This window comes from Vallitalea pronyensis (genome assembly GCF_018141445.1).
Lineage (GTDB): Bacteria > Bacillota > Clostridia > Lachnospirales > Vallitaleaceae > Vallitalea > Vallitalea pronyensis.
This window is the reverse complement of sequence record NZ_CP058649.1, coordinates 1568471-1588599: the sequence shown is the minus strand read 5'-3', so window position 1 is coordinate 1588599 and position 20129 is coordinate 1568471. Positions and strand designations below refer to the sequence as shown.

Here is a 20129-nt window from a genome sequence, read left to right as displayed (position 1 = left end):
CAACATTATTATATATAACATGCATGGTTTTATCTATATAAATATATCGCATAATCTTAATATAAAACACTTCTTTCGACGAAAGACCGCATATCTCCTAACCATCTCTGTATAATACCGTCATATCAATGATATTACTGCGATATTTTTTTTTGCAATTTATTCGATGAATCCTTGCTTTTTGTTCATAATCTCAGTTACTTTCACTTTATTGTAGTAGCAATCAATGTCTTTTCTATGACAAATGACCGGATATTTGGAATTTTTGACTGCTAAACTGGTGGCTAACATGAGTTTTGCCATCTTCTCTTGCTCATATTTTCGTTCAACAGCTATGGCAAATGCTCCAACAAGAGCATCACTGCTGCCAATACCATCTAGAATTTCCATAAATCCTCGTATATCCACGTGACAGATTTTATTTTTAGAGAGCATGTAAATACCTTCATCGCCAGCATCATAAACCAGATAATGAATTTTATGTTTAATTAGTACTTCATGCAATGACCTAATGATATACTTCGTATCGTCATTGATTGGGTCTAACTGCACCAAATCCATAACTGTATCTTTATTAACTTTCACCCCATATGGGCTCAACTCCAAAGCTTTTCTCAACTCTTCACCTTTAAGGGAACATATGATTTTAAGCCCCTTTTTATTAGCCATGGCAACACTTTCTTCAATAAGACTAAATTCAGCCCCAGAAGGCAAATCACCACCGATAACCATTACTTTTGCATCATGGATGTGGTTTTGCAATTTGTGTTTTAGATTCTTAATATTCAGCTCATCAACGACCATCCCATTATCCAACAAGGTCGTCTCTGTGCCATGGATAGAGTCCACAATGCGGTAGATGGACTTGCTTTCTGCCAAATTAAACACCAAATCAGATTTAATACGGTTCTTGTCCATAAAGTGCTTAATATATCTGCCTCCAATACCACCTAGAAATCCTATTACATGAGGTTCACCTTGGAGCAATTTGATAATATAAGCCGTATAGATGGTGCTTGCACCAAGACACATACGGTAATCCTGTACCGTATTAATACCATTCACTTCAAGTCCATCAATAACAGCCAGTTTATTAACTGATGGATTAAGTGCTATTGTAACAATCATCTTTTCACCTCATAAGACCTTTCTAAAATCTTCTTATCAACGTCAACATAACGAATTGAATATATCTAAATATTATAACAGAACTCATGAAGATAAACAAATACATTCTAAAATCATACAATACCCATGGTTTTTAAATGACAAAAAACAAAACCCTTCAATCATGATTGAAGGGCTCTTTTCATCATATTACACTCTAAATAATAATTCGTCGTATGTTGGGAATGGCCATTTATCTTTTGCCACGATTCTTTCAAGTTCATCACAAGGCTTCCTAAGAGCTTCCATAGCGAAGAAGACCTTTTGACGATAAGCAAATGCTTGTTCTTCAATATCCTCAATTTCTTTGGCTTCTTCAATGGTTTGATCAAGAGCTGCAACCTTCACGCGTACATCAAATAATAATCTTGAGATATTGGATACAATCTCTTCTTGTACAGAAAAATCGACTGTAGGGCAAACAGCTTTTACCTTACTAATGGATTCTGCTACGCTGGTCATATACTCAATACATGCTGGCATAATTTCTTGTTTTGCCATCTGTGACATGGTCAAACCTTCTATATTAATTACTTTTGCATATTCTTCATACACAATCTCTTTACGAGACGTAATCTCACAACCTGTAAATACACCATGTTTTTCAAATACTTCAACAGATTCAGGGCGGTCAAAATGAGCATAAGCCTCAACTGTAGAAGCTAAGTTAGGTAAGCCTCTCCTTGCCGCTTCTTGTACCCACTCATCGGAGTAACCATCACCATTGAAAACTACTTTTTTATGATCTTTGATTAATTGAGCAAGTATTTTTTTAAGTGCTTCTTGGAAATCATCTGCTTTTTCTAACTCATCAGCAACACGGTTCAAATATTCAGCAACGATGGTATTCAGCACAATGTTTGGTCCTGCAATGGATGCAGATGATGGACACATACGGAACTCAAAACGGTTACCAGTAAAAGCAAATGGTGATGTTCTATTACGATCCGTTGCATCTTTTGGCAATGTTGGTAAGGTGGATACCCCTACTTTAATTACCCCTGCGTCCTTCGACCCGTTTAAGTCACCAGCTTCAATTTGCTCAAATATGTCCATTAACTGGTCACCTAAGAAAACAGATATAATGGCAGGTGGTGCTTCATTTGCTCCTAATCGATGGTCGTTACCTGGATTAGCTGCTGATAAACGTAGTAATGGTGCATACTCATCAACTGCTGCAACGATCACCGCTAAGAATAATAAAAACTGTGCATTTTCATGAGGTGTTTTACCTGGGTTAAGCAGGTTAATACCATCATCTGTTGCGATTGACCAGTTATTATGTTTTCCTGAACCGTTGACACCGGCAAAAGGCTTTTCGTGAAGGAGACATACTAAGTCGTGACGCATGGCTATCTTCTGTATAACTTCCATCATTAATTGGTTATGATCTGTTGCAATATTCGTTGTAGAGAAGATGGGTGCTACCTCATGCTGTGCTGGTGCAACTTCATTATGTTTTGTCTTAGCTGAAACACCTAATTTCCATAACTCTACATCTAACTCACGCATAAATTTAGCAATTCTTTCTTTTATACTACCAAAGTAGTGATCATCTAATTCTTGACCTTTAGGTGGTAACGCTCCGAATAATGTTCTACCTGTGAAGATTAAATCTTTACGGGACTGATAGTATTTCTTATCCACTAGGAAATATTCCTGCTCTGCACCAACAGTGGTCAGCACTTTTTGAGAAGTCGTATTTCCAAATAAACGAAGAACTCTTAAGGCTTGCTTTGAAATAGCTTCCATGGAACGAAGTAATGGTGTCTTCTTATCCAATGCTTCGCCTGTATAAGAATAAAAAGCTGTAGGTATACATAATGTGACCCCTGCTGAATCTTCTTTTAGAAATGCAGGTGATGTTGGGTCCCAAGCTGTATAGCCTCGTGCTTCAAATGTTGCTCTAAGACCACCATTTGGAAATGAAGAAGCATCTGGCTCACCTTGAATTAACTCTTTACCGGAGAATTCCATGGTTGCTCTTCCATCAGATGTTAATGAAATAAACGCATCATGTTTTTCTGCTGTTTTACCTGTCATAGGCTGGAACCAATGGGTAAAGTGTGTTGCTCCCTTTTCAATGGCCCAATCTTTCATGGCATTAGCAATCACTTCTGCCGTTTCTTTTTTTAATGGTTCACCAAGTTCTGTTGTCCTTTTTAAGGATTTATACGTTTCCTTTGGTAATCTTTCTTTCATCACACAGTCGCTAAAAACATTCTTTCCAAATATTTCTGTAATACTTTTCATCATTCATATCCTCCTATTCAACAATTATACTTAATAGCACTTATCTGACTTTCATCTTATAGCACTTTATCCTTCCTTATTGGAAGATGCGAACCCGTCGCTCTTATCTTTATATGTATCTCACTTTATGCTCGCAATACTTTACCAGTGCAAAGTGATAAATGATTTAGGTAATAAAAAAGCGTACTAAGGGAACTCCCTAAGAACGCCATTGCTCTTTAAAAGTTTATACTTATCATGGACGCCATTGTCCAAATGATATTATACAATATACCACAGATTTTACACTTATGCAAGTGAAAAATACTAGACCATTATCATTCAGAATCTTCTGCCTTCAGCTGTATTTTTGGATAATCTCTTTTGCTATCATTTCTTTTGAAAAGCCTCTATTCATACTTTCTCTCAATATGCGTTTATGGGCTTCACCTTCTGTCAAATGCAACTGTTTCATCAACAGCTGCTTGGCATGATCAAGGATGGTTTTACTATCTTGCTTCTTCTTGAGATGTTTCACTTCTTTTTGTAAATGTTGAATATTTCGAGACGTTTTAACCATGATATCAATGGTACTCAATAAAACCATTCGATTAAGGGGTTTGACTAGTAATGTAAAACCTGCCTCTTGACTTAAATTCAAGAAATAATGCTGTTCAGCAGATGTCACCATGGTAATAACAGGACATAGATTATCTGAAATAATCACTTCACTGACCTCATGACCATTTAATCCTTTCATGTTAAAATCCAAGATACATAAATCAGGATACATGTCATGGACTTTCCTCAAAAAATCATAACCATCGGTTGTTTCACCTATTACATTATATCCCTTTTCCTTAAGAAAGTGTGACAACTGCTTCACGATATTCTGTTTTGATGACCCAACGACGATTCTCGCACCCATAAGCAACACCCTTTAATCTAACTCTTAAGCTAACGACTAATATCTTGCAATGTATTTTTTAACTTCCCAAGGATGAACCACTGAAATATATTCATCCCATTCCATACTTTTTGCTTTCGTATATCGACGATATACATCACCCAAAGCTTCTTTTATGACTTCATCTTTTGATAGTTCAATAAGCGCTTCCTTAAGGCTACTAGGTATAACGGATTCAACATCTAATGTATGGAGAGCTGATTTTAATTCCTTCTTCTCCATCATCTTAGGCGGATCAATCTTACGTTTTATACCATCAAGTCCTGCCTTTAACATAGCTGCTATAGCTAAGTAAGGATTACAGGATGGGTCGGGACTTCTAAGTTCAATAATAGGATCTTTTTTACGCACACTTGGTACGCGAATGAAAGGACTGGCATTGATGGTTGACCATCCAATACGCACTGGGGCTTCGAACCCTGATACCAATCGTTTATAAGAATTAACCGTTGGATTTGTCACTGCCGTCAATGCTTTTGCATGCCTCAGTAAGCCACCAATAAAATAGTAAGCCTCTTTTGATAACTGTAATTCGTCATCAGGGTCATAAAAAATATTATTGCCTTGACGATCATACATGAGCAGGTTACTATGCATACCCGATCCACTCACACCTTCTATAGGCTTCGGCATAAAAGTAGCATGCAAACCATGTTTTCGTGCAATGACCTTTACCACTAATTTAAACGTCACAATGTTATCTGCTGAGGTTAATGCATCACTGTATTTAAAATCAATTTCATGTTGTCCTGGTGCTACCTCATGGTGAGATGTTTGAATATCAAATCCCATTTCTTCAAGTGTGAGAACAATATCACGCCTTACGTTCTCCCCTAGATCAATGGGTCCTAAATCAAAATAACCTGCATTATCATGGGTAATGGTAGTGGGCTCACCGTTTTCATCCATATGGAATAAAAAGAATTCAAACTCTGGACCCATGTTAAAATTGTAGCCCATGTCTGCTGCTTCACTAATCACTTTTTTTAACACGTAACGAGGGTCACCTTGAAAAGGCTTACCATCTAAATGGTAAATATCGCATATCATGCGAGCCACCTTACCTTGATGAGGGCGCCATGGAAATATCTCAAATGTATCTAAGTCAGGTCTAAGATACATATCCGATTCTTCCATTCGAGCAAAACCTTCTATGGATGAACCATCAATCAATATTTCATCATTTAGAGCCCTTTCAAGCTGTTCATCTGTAATAGCAACATTTTTTAAGGTTCCAAGTATGTCGACGAATTGTAGACGTATAAATTTTACATCTTCTTCACTCACGATTCGGATTATATCATCTTTGGTATATTTGCTGTTCGTAGCTTCCAACATCGCATTGCCTCCTTTTCACATAATTATCTCTTTTTTCTATTTTATTTTTTGCTCTTAAATTATCTTTAATCTATTTTATCCTTTTAATAAATATAGTATAAAAATAATATTCTGGCAACACTTTTCTGTTTTGAGTGATGTAAAATAATGTCTACATACTTAATGAATAGGCTCTTAGACAAGCTTTAATGGCACACTTTTTTGTAATTTTATGAAAGGTTGTAGTTGTTGATTTTATGGGGTGTCGAAGTGTTTTTACTACTTTGGATGTATAAATATGCATGCTTAATTTTAGTGATTGATGGGTGATGAAAATATTTTGTGCATTTATTGTGGTGGAATAGGCTTAGCGTGCTTGCTTAAAATTTGGTATATGGTTTTTGGTGCACTTATTGAGTTTCCGTAGATATAGGGTTAGATAGAAATGCGTTCCTGTTAAAGAATGAAAGAAATGCTAAACTCATCCTTAGATAACGACCTAAAACTTAAGAACTCGCAAGCTCAGACACTTAAGTTTCTTAACGGTCGTTATCTAAGGATTCATTAAGCGTTTCTTCTTCATTCTTTAAAAGTCACGCATTTCTATCTAACCCTATATCTACTAGGCTATTAGCAAGGGTTGGGTATAGCGGTAGTAACCCCTTAGCACTAAAACCCTGGTCGATTCACGATACCAGTTGGGGGTGGAACAGCCCAAGTTAAACCCTTAGCCCTAAACTCCCGTTCAATTCACGACACCAGTAGGGGGTTAGGTATACCATTGTAGCTTCATTTAAAAAATGAAATAGAAATACTTAGTGAATGGCATGATAAATTGCGTTAAGAAACTTAAGTGTCTGAGCTTGCGAGTTCTTAAGTTTTAGCAATTTTTCATGTCATGAGCTTAGTATTTCTTTCATTATTTAACAGAAGCTACAATGGTATACCTAACCCCCTACGGCGTCTTGCACATAACATACCATAATACTAACTAACCTCCCCCATAAAAACCACTGGTATAGAAAATGCTACCTATTTTTCTCCATACCTAAGAAAAATACCTAGCATAAATCTACCAATTAATATAGATTAATCTAACCTTATCTTTAACCCTTAACTGCTCCAGATGTCATCCCTTCTACAATATGCTTTTGCAGTAATAGGTATAAGGTTACAATGGGAATAACCGTTAGAACAAGAGCCGCAAAGACATAATGCCAATTACGTGAGTACATACCAAAGAACCCATAAACCGTTAACGGTACTGTCCACTTACTTGACGTTCCAAAATAATAAAGTGGTATAATAAAGTTATTCCAAACACTAATGGTGGTGATTATGAGGTTTGTAATCATAATCGGTTTAAGAATTGGTAGTAAAATATGAATGACTAAGCGAATGGGTCCACAACCATCCACAATAGCTGCTTCATCAATTTCCTTAGGTACCCCTTTTACAAAACTGGCAAATGTCATAATGGTAAAGGGTAACCTGACTGCCACAAAAATGAGAATAACGCCGATATACGTCCCATATAATTTCAGTACTTTTAACAAGGCAAAGGTGGTTACCGTTTGCAAGGTCATGGTCAGACCGAAAACAAAGAAATAATAGAGGGCATTACCCTTCCAGTCTTTCCTTCGTGAAATGATAATCCCTGCAAAAGAACCAACGATTAACGTGATAATCACGGCACCCCCTGTTGTGATAATACTGTTAATATAACCTCTTAGTATGTTTCCTGTTTTAAAAACATATGCATAGTTGGAAATCAACCATTCCTTAGGTAAACTCAAATCAAAAAGCAGTGCTTCTCCTTGGGTCTTAAAAGAGCCTAAAACCATCAATAAAATTGGAATAATATAGACTAAAGATACCAGCGCTAAGATGACAATGAGTACGATTTTATTGACTAATTTTTTATTCATTACATTTCAACCTCCTTGGACTTGAGTTTTAAGTTTAGAATAAATGAAATGGCAACGACGATGATGGATAAGATGATGGCAGATGCAGCTGATTCCCCAAGTAAGCCTAATCCAAATGCTCGATACGTATACGTATTCAATACTTGTGTATCAAAGCCAGGACCTCCATTGGTTAAGACATAAATGAGGTCAAAAACTTTCAGTGCACCGGATATATTCAGGGTAATAACCACAGTAAAAGAAGGCACCAGCAACGGTAAGGTTATTTTAAAGAACTGCTGGAATTTGCTGCAACCTTCAATATCCGCACATTCATAATAATCTTTTGGAATGGCTTGTAATCCAGAAATAAAAATAAACATACAAAAACCAGCCCATATCCATGATTCAATTAAGATGACCGACGTGATTGCCGTACCATAACTGCCCAACCAGTTGGTGGCCACTTGTTCTAATCCGATGGCTCCAAGAAGGTTATTCATTAAACCATCCGTATCCAATATTGCTGTAAATAGAACACCGATAACCACTGTACTGAGTACACATGGTAGATAATAAAGGGTCCTTAAAATACTGTTGCCTCTAAATTTCTTAATCAGTGCTAAAGCAAGAAGTAATCCAAAAACTGTTTTTAAAACAGTTGTTGTAGATGCAAATAAGAGTGTGTTGAATATGGCCTTAACAAAGATGCCGTCTTTAAATAGTATGATGAAATTTTTAAACCCAACAAAGCTGGGCGACATAATCCGATGTAAGTTCCAGTCTGTAAATGAGAGAAATAGTGATAAAATAACTGGAACGATAAAAAACAACGCATATATGACAACAGCTGGTGAAACAAGCCACATTGGATAAAATCTCTTGCTAATATCTTTTTTCATTAAATTTCCCTCCACATTTTGCTGACATTGAAATGGTTTGTACCTCTCTATGGTAACCCGTCACCATAAAGAGAACAAACCATATCTATTTCAAGGATTCTTAGAAACCTGGTGCTTGTTTTTCTTTCATCAACTTTTCAACATCTGCTTGAAATTTTTCAAGTAACTCTGCACCATTCATTCCTTTTCCAGGAGCATCTAAGTAATATACCCATAGAGTGGATCTGTATAATGGTTGAATAGGTGTTAAGAGCTGATTCATCTCTGGTACTGTTTTACCTGTTTCAATATAATCTCTTTGAATATCTAACATAAAGGCATATAATTCTCCACCATCTACATCTTTAAATGCTGGGAAACCTGGCTTTGTTTCAAAATAAAGATTTTCATATGCGGGTGTGGACCATAGTTCTAAGATCTTTTTCGCTGCGTCCATTTCTTTTGCATTTTTGTTAATCACTAAACCAACAGAATAAGCAGCCACACTGACTAAATCTTCTGTTTGATAAGGCATTTTGGGATTACACATGTTAATTTTTGCATCTGGAAAAGCTTCAACAATGGAGTTGGCAACACCATTACTGCCGTAGAGCATAGCTACTTCGCCCTTCGCTAATTGATCCAATCCTTTATCTAAACTTGCAGATAGATAATCTTCGTTCACATAACCTTTATCAAACACTTCGATGTATGTATCGATAACTTGAGCCAGCTCTGGATGGTCTGTGAATTTGGTCTGATTGGTTAATAATTGTTCTGCAAATTCTTCTACTTTGTCTTGCCCTAATGCTTTCGAATAACCTGCTGTCATCCATATTTGAGGCACCCATGAATCCTTTGGTGAGAAAAATGGTGTAATACCTTTTTCTTTTAAGATTTCACATGCAGCTAATACATCATCCCACGTCTTTGGCACTTCTATATTATTTTTTTCAAATACTTCCGTGTTATAAATGATGCCTTGGAATCCTGTTAATTCAGAAAATGGAAATGCATATATCTTATCATTAAATCGTACATTACTATCATTTTTTAGCTTGGCAACCCATGGTTCATTGCTTAAATCCTCTAGATTTTTTTCTGCATCAACAACACCATAGATAGCAGGCACATTATAATCAATGATGTCTGGTGCCTCTCCTGTAGCTAATTTCAACGTCATTAAATTATCGTATTGATCATCTGGAATGATCTGAGCCTCTAAAGTGATATTTTCCTCATCCTTAAGTTTTTGAATCATGTTTTTAAGTCCTTCTGTGTATCTTGACTGCATGATCATGGCTGTAACCGTTACGGGTTTGTTATTGTCCACATTAGGCGTGTTACCCCCACTTTGATTGTCATTAGAATCAGTCGTATCTTTTGAACATCCCATTAATGTTGTTGCTAACATGAATACAACCACGATGATCGATAAGACCTTAAATCTACTCTTCTTCATAACGCTACCTCCTCTTTTTTGTAATGTTATTTTACTTTATCTCTGATCATTAGGAAATGGACTATTCAAAAATGCAACATGGAATTTTTTTAAATGTTTTATGGAATCCTTAATATATCTAGACTTTCACTTGTTTTTAATCACAATATACTTTATGATGAATATACCTTATTCAGCAAAGGGTGATGACCATGATCCATGTGTTTAAGAAAATAAAATTTCAAACAAAGGTTTTTTTATCTAATGTCATCATGATTTTTATCATTATGATATTCTTTACCACATACTTCTATTCATTTGTTGTCCAAGTTGAATTAGACAAAGCCCAAAAGAACCTTAATGTTTATGCTTCTAAAGTATCCGATCAGTTAAATGACATGGTTTATAGCATGGATCGAACAGCATTGCAATTGGCTTCTAACCCTTCCATCATTCAACTTTTTAACGATATGCCAAAAAATCCATCATCCAATTATTTTGCAAGAGAACCCCATATAACAAAACGTTTAACGTCACTGGTGACGTCTTATAATTCAAAAAAGAACTTTTTAGGTCGGATCTGCTTATATAATGACTACAATGATTTTTTTTATAGTGGTCATTTAGCTGCTAACCAAGACCATATTGATGCCTTTTTTTCTGGTGATGGGTTTTTAGCCATACAAGAACAATTTCGTAACGGTTCCTATAGTTTGTTTATCCCTCCCCGAGAAGACCCTTTTAGCGTAAAAGGTTATAATTATGACGATAGCCCTCTATTTTCTATTGTGAGGCAAATTATTAACTTTACACTTTTTGGCACACCTACTTATGGCTATGTGGAAGTGCAGCAGCCCATAACACGCATTACTGAGATGTTTGGTTTTCTACCTGCTTCCATTAATGGGTATGTTCTAGATGATACTGGAAGCATTATTTATCCAGGTAACTCCGAACAAGACGAAATGTCTGATGCATTGAGAGATATGTTAGAGAAGGCTTATGCAAAGAGTCAAGCCAATACACCTGCTTCTTCCTATCCGTCATCTCAATATTTAGGTGCTTATTCCAACGTCACTGAAATGGAGGGTTTAGTTGTCTTAATACAGCCTTCTAATGAGGTCATTGCTTCTTTAGTCAAATTCAGAACGCTCATTCTATTGACGGCAGTACTTATTATAGTCTTTGTTACAGCCACCCAGTTTCTCATTATTCGGAAACTAACGACACCCCTTCGGGATCTGCGGCAATCCATTAATGAAGTGAACTTAAATAACCTATCCATTCATATTGAGCATGATGAAGGGTATAACGAACTTAATAAATTGAATATCGCTTTTAATAAAATGTGTGAAAAATTAAAGGAATCCATTGATGAACGGGTTAAAGCTCACACCAGTGAATTAAAATCCCATTTGTATGCTCTACAATCCCAAATGGACCCTCACTTTTATCATAATATATTAACGGTCATCAGCATCATCGCCGAAGAACATGATGTGATGGAAATTACTAAAATATGTAATAAGCTATCCAGTATGTTAAGATTTTCAACCTCCTATAACATATCCCATAGTACCATTCATGAGGAGATACATCACACCATCAATTATCTGGAGTTGATGAAAGTCCGGTATGAAAATCTCTTTACATTTGATGTGACCATGGATGAACAGTATAAGGATATTGTTGTACCCAAACTCATCATACAGCCTTTAACAGAAAATTGTTTTGCTCATGGTTTCAAGAATAAAAGACCCCCTTGGCATATTGGCATTCATATGTTTACTGCTGAAGATAAATGGGTCATTGAAGTGGTGGATAATGGGACAGGGTTTGATAAGGATTCCCTGGCATCATTAAATACATTTATTTCAGAATTTAATATCGACCAAACCTCTGTGCTACTGGAGGACCTGAATATTGGAGGGTTATGTTTATCCAATATCTATGTCAGACTCAAAATCTTGTACGGTGATGACATGCTTTTTAACATCACATCTGAAAAGGAACAAACAAAAATGACGATTGGAGGAAAATTACATGTATAACGTACTCATTGTTGAAGATGAACCCCCTATACTAAGAGGTATCTGTAACGCTGTTCAACAAGCAGACTTAGATTTTACCGTTGCTGCAACAGCATTAAATGGACAAGATGCTGTAGACCTATTAAAAGAAAATACCTATGATTTAGTCATTACAGATATTAATATGCCCATCAAAGATGGCTTCTATGTCCTTGATTATATCGCAAAAAACAACTTAGATACGGTATCCATTATATTATCCGGTTACCAAGAGTTTGACTATGCCAAAAAAGCCCTTAAGTACAAAGTCTATGACTACTTAGTAAAACCCATTGATAAACAACAGTTAAAAAAAATACTCGTGTCAATTGATCAGTATATCTGTGCACAAAACAAAGAAAAAAAGCGAGAAAAAATGTTTTCTTCATTACATACCAATGGGTATATGAACCATATGAATGAAGCACTGGCTGAAAAATGTTTTATGCTTTTATTGTGTGCAGGCTCTTTTCCTATAACTGGTTTTGATTCCATGACACCAGGCAGCAGTTTATGGCATAAGTATCATCTTGAGTCCATACTCCATCATATGATAGACGATAATTTTACTTGGGTGATTAATGGTATAACCCCTGCTGAACAAATCATGATTATTGCAGGTAATGCCACCACATGCAACAGCTTATCAAAAAGCATCTTTAACGTCCTTACCCAGCAAGAAATACCCATTACAATGGCGATAAGCAAACAGATTGATAACTATTCCCAAATCTATGCTACCCAGAATACCTTAAGAAACTTTATGTGTCAGCATATGATTTTTGGAAACTCTTCCATTATGCACTATAATCCAAATACGGAAACTCCTGCCCCATTGCCTCTATTTGATGAGCAGAAATTACGCATTGTACTGGATTACAATGATGTGACTAAAACAAGAAAAGCTGTTCATCATATTATAGCCACATTCAAAGACAAACAAATTACGCAACAAGAAATGCAGAATGAATTAAGGAAAATTCTCTATCTCATTCATGCATCTTCTGACCATAGTAAGCTAAACATCGAAACCGTCTTAAATGAAGTCATCGTCAATTCATTTAACTATAACTCTTTAACCAAAAATATGGATGTCCTTATTTGTAGCGCTTATAACAAAACAACCCTTTATTCTTCCGATAAAAAGATTCTTGTGAAAGACATTCAATTATACATTGAAAAGCATTTAGCCGATCAAATAAGCAATCAAATACTTTCTGAAAAATTCGGGCTGGTACCATCCTATATCAGTACAATCTTCAAATCCTTTACCAACACAACCCTTTCAGAATACATTATTAATAAACGTGTTGAAAAGGCAAAAGAACTCCTCTTATCGGATGCTAACTTGCTGGCAAAAGATGTAGCTAAACTTGTGGGGTATACAGACCCGTTGTATTTTTCAAAAGTTTTCAAGAAAAAAACAGGTTACTATCCATCCAAATACAAAGATAGGCATTAAACCTTATATGTGTTTAGTGCCCTCTTCAAATAAAGAAACTTTTGCCATGTATGCACTTGGACTAATCCCTTCAAAACGTTTGAAGGTTTTACTGAAATAATAAGGGTCACAAAAATGAAGCTTTTCAGCGATATCTTTCATTTTTAATTGCTGTTGAAGAATCATTTCCTTTGCGCGATTTATTTTGGAACGGTTAATATAATTCATCAACGTTTCACCTGTGGTCTTTTTAAATAAAGTGGATAAATAATCTGGTGATACCTTGAATGTTGAAGCTAGCTCACGTGTGGTTAATTTTTCTTGAATATTGTCCTGAATATAGCCCATGATGGCGTCCATTTTTTTGCCTTTGCCAAAATGATAGGCATTTTCAAAGAGCACTTGATAAATGGTAGCCAACAAGACACTAAACAAACCATTATAGTGGACTTTGTGAAACATATCCTTTTGTTGATAGATTGCATGGATCTGGCAGAAGTAGTTGATTATCATCTGTTTATTGGGCAGTAAACTATGATACGGCAGGGGCAGCTTATCACTGCCTATCACTTCCCAATGATCATTGACATAGTCAAGGTACGTATAACTAAAATGAATGGCATAAAAGCGTAGAGGATTCTGAGGGTCACTCTTTATGGCGTGTTCCATACAGGGATGAAAATAAAATAACGCCTTATCCATAGCCTTATAGACCTCCCCATTCATCATCACTTCGCCCTTACCTCCCGTAACATAGACCAATTCATGATCAGGTATGGTACGTTTTTTTATAGCCCATGGTTCTGTTGGACATTCACGGTAAACACTATATCGTATATACGCAGATATATGATGGTTTATATGACTTATCATAGCACATCAATCCTTTCCTCTTCATATATATATCAGAATAATACATGTGTCAAGGAAATACCCATTTATTTTACGTGTTTATTTGTGTATACTACCCATAAAATAGTAAATTCGTTGACCTGTTAGGCGAAAATTACTGTGCAGATGGAAAGTTTAAGAAACAGAATTTTCCATGGCATAAATAAGGAGGATACTTATATGAAATGGACAAGAGATGCTTATATTGAATTGATGACCTTTGGGGATGTTCCAAGGCAAATGTTTGTGGAATTATTTGGACCTTTGGTTGGCTTAGAAGATGAATGGTTAAAGCAAGGAGCAACCCACGAAGAACTGACGCTTACTGGCTTTGATTTTGATTATGTGCATCAAGTGGATTGTGGCGGCAATTTTAATGTGCTAAGTGGTATTAAACCATCCATCATTGAAGATACTGATACATATACCATTAGTATTGATGAATTTGGAAGAAAAACCAAATTAATAAAGAATTCTGCTACCATACCACTTCCTCTCAATCATCCGGTTACAGATATGGATAGCTGGTTGAAAATAAAACATTGGTTTACCTTCTCTGAGGATAGGATTAATTGGAAGCAAGTAGAAAAAGCCAAGCATGAGCAAAAGCATGGCGCACTTATTACAGCCGGTATTCAAGGCGGTTTTGACTTACCCAGACAGTTAATGGGTGAAGAAGCCATTTGTTTTTGTTATTACGACCAAAAAGAGTTAATGCAAGACATGATGGATACACTGATGGATACAACCATAAAAGTTTTGGACAGAATCAGTGACCATCTTGTCATTGATAATTTATGTGCCCATGAAGACATGGCTGGTAAATCAGGACCTCTTGTTGGACCAGGCATTGTCCATGAATTCATTAAACCTTATTATGCCAAGGCTTGGGATGTGGTCTCCTCAAAAGGTACACGGTTATTCAGTCTAGACAGTGATGGTAACATGAATGCTATTATCGACCCCTTATTAGATGCAGGTGTCAATATCCTATACCCTATAGAACCTGCTGCCGGTATGGATATGGTAGAACTCCGTTCAAAATATGGTAATCGACTAGCCTTCAAAGGCGGTATTGATAAATTTGTTCTATTTAAGAACAAACACGCTATACGTCAAGAACTGGAATATAAATTACAACCCTGTATGCAAAAAGGTGGTACTGTTTTTGGCATAGATCATCGTATTCCTAACGGTGTCCCTCTTGAATCTTATCGCTATTATGTAAAAACTGCTAAAGAAATATTGAACATTCCAGATAAAAAGAATGGTCGTGGTTGGGCAAGAATGGCATTTTAACAAAAACAACCCTCTCTTGGGAGATTCATTTGGTGATTATGATTTGTTTGAGCAAAATAATCCAAAAAAAGAAAAAATAATACAACTAATAATTTTAGAAGTATGATAATATAGATATAACTACTAAATGCATACATATAAATAGGTGATGAACATGCATGATTTTTTTCAATCTGAGGAATTAGATATTATAAAAAAGAATATGGAGTTATTCTATAAAATAACGGAAATTAATTGTATGCTCATTAATGATACAGGCGATATGATTTTTCATGAAGGCGAACTCTTTAATTATTGTACCAAATTTATGGAGTTAACAGGTGATAATTCACCTTGTTCTGGCGCTCATCTTTATGCCAGTAAACAATCAGAGTCCCTTGGTGAATCCTATATCTTCTTCTGTCCTGGTGGATTGGTACATATTACCTCTGCCATTGTCATTGGTAATGTTTTTCGTGGTGCTTTAGTTGCTGGTCCTGTACAGATGAATATTACAGACCCCTATGTGATTGATAACTTAATCAAGGTGTATAATATACCCATATCTGCAAGGGGTATCTTGCAATCTTATTATAAGATAACCCCCATTATTGCACCAGAAAAAGTGCGCTACATTGCTAATCTCCTCCATATTCTTACTAAGGATATTGTAGGGGATCAGAAATATGAACTTAAAAAGAAAAAAGATTTCTATATGGAGCAGAAAATAATCAATGAAAACATCCAAGAAATAAAAGAAGAAGAAAACATATCAGAAAAAACATATCCCATTGAATTGGAGCGAGAATTAAGCGGTAAAGTTAGAAGAGGCGATCTTGAAGGTGCAAAAGCCATTTTAAATGAAATCCTTGGCTATATTTTATTTAAACACAGTGGCAACAATGATATGGTGATTTCTTATATTATTGAGTTGGTGGTTGTCATGTCCAGAGCGGCTGTTGAAGGTGGCGGGAACTTTGAAGAAATATTTGCACAAAATATTAAGTTCTATCAAACGGCCTTTAGCACACAAAGTATGGAAGAACTATGCGTGTGGATTATTGGGGTCTTAGAGAAATTCACGGAGCTTGCTTTTAAATTAAACAAAGACAATGTGGAAAGTACCCATGTGATTAAAAAAGCTTTACAGTATATTAATCAGCATTTTGATACGAATATATCTCTGGATGAAGTGGCGAAGCATGTTAACCTCAGCCCCACTTATTTCAGCCGTTTTTTTAGTAAGGAAACGAACATGAAATTTTCTGAATACCTGAATATGGTAAGGATTGAAGAAAGCAAAAAATATTTGCTTGACCTTAATTATAGTATTAGTGATATTGCTGTTATGATGGGTTTTAGCGATCAAAGCTATTATACAAAAGTATTTAAAACATTTGAAAATATTTCTCCTGGGAAATACCGTAAGATGTATAATTAATATAAGAAAGGAACAGACCCATATTATAAAAGGTGATGCTATGAATAATACATTAAACGAAATATCCAAATATCTTCAAGAAGGTCAATCCATAAAAGTTCGTGAATTAACCATTGCTGCGCTGGATAATGGTTATGATTACAAAAAGATACTTGATACACTCATTGAAGCCATGGACATCATCGGTAAAAAGTTCAAGAAAAATGCCATTTATGTGCCAGAGGTACTCATTGCATCAAGAGCTTTTAACATTGCTTTAGATATCATCAGCCCCCTAATAGACCCTAACACAAGAACCTATTTAGGAAAAGTTGTCATCGGTACCGTCAAAGGTGACTTACACGATATTGGTAAAAATCTCGTCAAGATGATGTTTACAGGTATGGGATTTGAAGTCATTGACTTAGGTGTTGATATCTCAGAGCGGCAATTTGTTGATGCAGTTAAAGAACATGAGGCGGATATATTAGCCATGTCTGCTCTGCTGACCACCACCATGGTGAATATGAAAAACACCATTAAACTCTTAGAAGTTGAAGGACTTAGGGATCAAGTTAAAATCCTCATCGGGGGAGCCCCCATCACTTCCAATTATGCCCGAACAATTGGAGCAGATTATTATACCACCGATGCAGCCAGCGCTGCCGAGATGGCCAAAGAAATCATGAACAACAACCTTGGAACATAGGTTGTTTTTTTTATGACACAGTACATCTTAGGATAATTTTCCATGAATTATTCAGCAATAATCTTGTTAAAAGATAAAATAGTACAAAATTAACTATGATTTTTCTATAAATATTTCTCAGAATCCTATAATCTATTACTATAAAACAACTAAAAAAGATAGGGAGTGCTATTACATGAATGAATTATTACAATCAATATCTGAAAAACTGCAACAAGGAAACATGCCTGAAGTTGTTACGTTAACAAAGCAAGCTGTATCAGACGGTTTACAACCATCTGACATACTTGACGGATTACTTAGTGGTATGGGTATCATCGGAGAAAAATTCAAAAACAACGAAGTTTTTGTTCCAGAAGTGTTAATTGCAGCAAGAGCCATGAACGCAGGTCTTGATGTGATTAAGCCTTTATTAGAAGAACAAGGTGTTGAACCTATTGGTAAAGTAATCATTGGTACTGTAAAAGGTGACTTACATGACATTGGTAAGAATCTTGTAAGAATGATGATGGTTGGTGCTGGTCTTGAGGTTATTGACTTAGGCGTTGACGTATCACCTGAGAAATACATCGCTGCTGTGGAAGAAAACAACCCAGATATTATTGCTATGTCTGCTCTACTTACGACAACCATGCCAAATATGAAATTAGTCATTGAAGCTCTTGAAGAAAAGGGTCTAAGAGACAAAATTAAAGTCATGATTGGTGGAGCACCTGTAACAGACGATTATGCGGCAGAGATTGGTGCTGATCGCTATACCGTGGATGCTGCTTCAGCTGCAGAAGTTGCTAAAGAATTAGTCCTAAGCTAGAAACCGACTTCATGTCAATACATGATTGAGCAACATCATAAATAGAAAGGTAAAGGTGTAATAATGACAGGGAAAGAACGAATACTCACGATTATGCAACATCAATCAACAGATCGTATACCTTGGGTTCCATTTGTCGGCGTTCACGCAGGATCCATTAAAGGTTATACCGCAGAAGAAGTACTAAAAGATGCCGATAAATTATATGACTCTTTAATGGAAGCACATAAATTATATCAGCCAGATGGTATGCCCGTTATATTTGATTTACAAATTGAAGCAGAAATACTTGGTTGTGAACTCGTATGGGCAGACGATTGTCCCCCATCTGTAAAAACACATCCATGTGAAGAAGAAGCAACCCTTCCATGTAAATGTAAACTCCCTACAAAAGAAAGCGGCAGAATACCTCTCGTATTAGACGTTATGAATAGAATGAAAGCATCTGTTGGTGATACCACTGCCCTATACGGCTTAATCTGTGGACCTTTTACCCTTGCTTCTCATCTTCGAGGTAATAATCTTTTTATGGACATGATTTTGGATGAGAATTATGTAAAAGAGCTCATGGAGTTCTGTACAGAAGCTGCTTTAAAAATGATTGATTTCTATACAGAAGCTGGCATGGACATCATCGCTGTTGTTGATCCACTTGTATCTCAAATATCACCTGAACATTTTACATCTTTATGTCATGAGTCTTTCACGACTATATTTGACTACATAAAAATGAAAGGCGCAAAATCATCCTTCTTTGTTTGTGGTAATGCTACAAGACAAATTGAGGTTATGTGTAAAACAGAGCCGGACTCCATATCCATCGATGAAAATGTGGATATTCAAGCAGCAAAAGAAATTACAGATAAATATAATATTACAATCGGTGGTAATATTCCATTAACAACCCTTATGCTTCATGGTACACAACAAGATAACATGAAGTATGTGGTGGATATGATTGATAACTTGACCCATGATAATCTGATTATCTCTCCAGGTTGTGATATGCCTTATGCTGTACCAAAAGATAACACCATTGCCATTGGGCAAACTATTCGAGAGACAGATTCCGTAAGGGAAATGATTAAAAACTATGAAGCAAAAGATGAAGAAATTGATGTTGAATTACCTGATTATGACCATTTAGAAAAACCATTTATTGAGGTATTCACATTGGATTCAGCATCTTGCGCGGCATGTACTTATATGATGGCTGCTGCTGATGTAGCCAAAGAACATTTTGGTGATAAGATTGACCTTATTGAGTACAAATTCACAGAAAAAGTGAATATTGCACGATGTAAAAAAATGGGTGTAGCCAACCTCCCTTCTATTTATATCAATGGGCAATTAAAATGGTCATCCATTATACCAAGTAAAGAAGAATTATTTAATGTGGTGGAAAGTTATCTAAAATAAACATCATGCATCAATGAATTTCTGTTATATTTAAAGGATTGTAAAGTGAATGTTTTTCATGTTTACAATCCTTTCACATATACGTTTATATTAATCTATATCATGAATAATGTGGATTATATTGATTAAACTTCATATATCGTATAAAATAACAAGGAAAGTATGCTTGATAGAAGGAG

15 protein-coding genes are annotated in these 20129 nt (G+C 35.8%); 7 read left to right on the top strand and 8 right to left on the bottom strand.

The genetic code is table 11. The annotated features are described in order from the left end of the window. Positions 1-159: 159 nt before the first annotated feature. From HZI73_RS06630 to HZI73_RS06600, 7 genes are all read right to left on the bottom strand, one after another. A complete protein-coding gene (locus tag HZI73_RS06630) occupies positions 160-1128 on the bottom strand; it encodes a PfkB family carbohydrate kinase (RefSeq protein ID WP_212697470.1) in 969 nt (322 codons plus the stop codon). Positions 1129-1317: 189 nt separating this feature from the next. Next, on the bottom strand, positions 1318-3423 hold the full coding sequence (locus tag HZI73_RS06625) for a glutamine synthetase III family protein (protein ID WP_330619696.1): 2106 nt from the start codon (positions 3421-3423) through the stop codon (positions 1318-1320). Between the two features lie 334 nt (positions 3424-3757). Beyond that, positions 3758-4327 (bottom strand): ANTAR domain-containing response regulator, encoded by a 570-nt coding sequence (locus tag HZI73_RS06620; RefSeq protein ID WP_212697468.1) that lies wholly within the window; start codon positions 4325-4327, stop codon positions 3758-3760. Positions 4328-4363: 36 nt separating this feature from the next. Then, a complete protein-coding gene (gene glnA / locus HZI73_RS06615; protein ID WP_212697467.1) occupies positions 4364-5704 on the bottom strand; it encodes a type I glutamate--ammonia ligase in 1341 nt (446 codons plus the stop codon). Positions 5705-6789: 1085 nt separating this feature from the next. Then, positions 6790-7611, bottom strand: coding sequence for a carbohydrate ABC transporter permease (locus HZI73_RS06610; protein ID WP_212697466.1), 822 nt, complete (start codon positions 7609-7611; stop codon positions 6790-6792). Next, the gene (locus tag HZI73_RS06605) at positions 7611-8492 is read right to left on the bottom strand and encodes a carbohydrate ABC transporter permease (protein ID WP_212697464.1); all 882 of its coding nucleotides are present in this window, start codon (positions 8490-8492) and stop codon (positions 7611-7613) included. Before HZI73_RS06605 ends, HZI73_RS06610 begins: the two co-directional genes overlap by 1 nt. 100 nt (positions 8493-8592) lie before the next feature. Continuing rightward, entirely contained in the window at positions 8593-9933 is a 1341-nt protein-coding gene (locus HZI73_RS06600) for an ABC transporter substrate-binding protein (RefSeq protein WP_212697463.1), read from the bottom strand. Between the two features lie 200 nt (positions 9934-10133). On the opposite strand from HZI73_RS06600, the gene HZI73_RS06595 reads away from it, so the two are divergent. Further along, positions 10134-11963, top strand: coding sequence for a sensor histidine kinase (locus HZI73_RS06595; RefSeq protein ID WP_212697462.1), 1830 nt, complete (start codon positions 10134-10136; stop codon positions 11961-11963). Continuing rightward, on the top strand, positions 11956-13443 hold the full coding sequence (locus HZI73_RS06590) for a response regulator transcription factor (protein WP_212697461.1): 1488 nt from the start codon (positions 11956-11958) through the stop codon (positions 13441-13443). Before HZI73_RS06595 ends, HZI73_RS06590 begins: the two co-directional genes overlap by 8 nt. Before the next feature lie 3 nt (positions 13444-13446). Here HZI73_RS06590 and HZI73_RS06585 read toward each other — a convergent pair whose 3' ends face one another. Continuing rightward, positions 13447-14295, bottom strand: a complete 849-nt coding sequence (locus HZI73_RS06585; RefSeq protein ID WP_212697460.1) for a helix-turn-helix transcriptional regulator — start codon at positions 14293-14295, stop codon at positions 13447-13449. Positions 14296-14493: 198 nt separating this feature from the next. Between HZI73_RS06585 and HZI73_RS06580 the strand changes: the two genes are divergently transcribed. From HZI73_RS06580 to HZI73_RS06560, 5 genes are all read left to right on the top strand, one after another. Next, on the top strand, positions 14494-15612 hold the full coding sequence (locus HZI73_RS06580; RefSeq protein WP_212697459.1) for a uroporphyrinogen decarboxylase family protein: 1119 nt from the start codon (positions 14494-14496) through the stop codon (positions 15610-15612). 154 nt (positions 15613-15766) lie between these two features. Beyond that, positions 15767-17032 carry a helix-turn-helix domain-containing protein gene (locus HZI73_RS06575; RefSeq protein WP_212697458.1) on the top strand — a complete coding sequence of 422 codons (1266 nt, stop codon included), beginning with the start codon at positions 15767-15769 and terminating at the stop codon, positions 17030-17032. A gap of 40 nt (positions 17033-17072) precedes the next feature. Beyond that, positions 17073-17720 (top strand): cobalamin B12-binding domain-containing protein, encoded by a 648-nt coding sequence (locus HZI73_RS06570; protein WP_212697457.1) that lies wholly within the window; start codon positions 17073-17075, stop codon positions 17718-17720. 175 nt (positions 17721-17895) lie between these two features. After that, positions 17896-18531, top strand: a complete 636-nt coding sequence (locus HZI73_RS06565) for a corrinoid protein (protein WP_212697456.1) — start codon at positions 17896-17898, stop codon at positions 18529-18531. A 63-nt stretch (positions 18532-18594) separates the two neighbouring features. Then, positions 18595-19950 carry a uroporphyrinogen decarboxylase family protein gene (locus tag HZI73_RS06560; RefSeq protein ID WP_212697455.1) on the top strand — a complete coding sequence of 452 codons (1356 nt, stop codon included), beginning with the start codon at positions 18595-18597 and terminating at the stop codon, positions 19948-19950. Positions 19951-20129 lie beyond the last annotated feature (179 nt).

What these genes read in the sequence shown, in the direction of transcription:
- HZI73_RS06630 (WP_212697470.1), bottom strand. Translation starts at nt 1,128, where the DNA reads ATGATTGTTACAATAGCACTTAATCCATCAGTTAATAAACTGGCTGTT.
- HZI73_RS06625 (WP_330619696.1), bottom strand. Translation starts at nt 3,423, where the DNA reads ATGATGAAAAGTATTACAGAAATATTTGGAAAGAATGTTTTTAGCGAC.
- HZI73_RS06620 (WP_212697468.1), bottom strand. Translation starts at nt 4,327, where the DNA reads ATGGGTGCGAGAATCGTCGTTGGGTCATCAAAACAGAATATCGTGAAG.
- glnA (WP_212697467.1), bottom strand. Translation starts at nt 5,704, where the DNA reads ATGTTGGAAGCTACGAACAGCAAATATACCAAAGATGATATAATCCGA.
- HZI73_RS06610 (WP_212697466.1), bottom strand. Translation starts at nt 7,611, where the DNA reads ATGAATAAAAAATTAGTCAATAAAATCGTACTCATTGTCATCTTAGCG.
- HZI73_RS06605 (WP_212697464.1), bottom strand. Translation starts at nt 8,492, where the DNA reads ATGAAAAAAGATATTAGCAAGAGATTTTATCCAATGTGGCTTGTTTCA.
- HZI73_RS06600 (WP_212697463.1), bottom strand. Translation starts at nt 9,933, where the DNA reads ATGAAGAAGAGTAGATTTAAGGTCTTATCGATCATCGTGGTTGTATTC.
- HZI73_RS06590 (WP_212697461.1), top strand. Translation starts at nt 11,956, where the DNA reads ATGTATAACGTACTCATTGTTGAAGATGAACCCCCTATACTAAGAGGT.
- HZI73_RS06585 (WP_212697460.1), bottom strand. Translation starts at nt 14,295, where the DNA reads ATGATAAGTCATATAAACCATCATATATCTGCGTATATACGATATAGT.
- HZI73_RS06580 (WP_212697459.1), top strand. Translation starts at nt 14,494, where the DNA reads ATGAAATGGACAAGAGATGCTTATATTGAATTGATGACCTTTGGGGAT.
- HZI73_RS06575 (WP_212697458.1), top strand. Translation starts at nt 15,767, where the DNA reads ATGCATGATTTTTTTCAATCTGAGGAATTAGATATTATAAAAAAGAAT.
- HZI73_RS06570 (WP_212697457.1), top strand. Translation starts at nt 17,073, where the DNA reads ATGAATAATACATTAAACGAAATATCCAAATATCTTCAAGAAGGTCAA.
- HZI73_RS06565 (WP_212697456.1), top strand. Translation starts at nt 17,896, where the DNA reads ATGAATGAATTATTACAATCAATATCTGAAAAACTGCAACAAGGAAAC.
- HZI73_RS06560 (WP_212697455.1), top strand. Translation starts at nt 18,595, where the DNA reads ATGACAGGGAAAGAACGAATACTCACGATTATGCAACATCAATCAACA.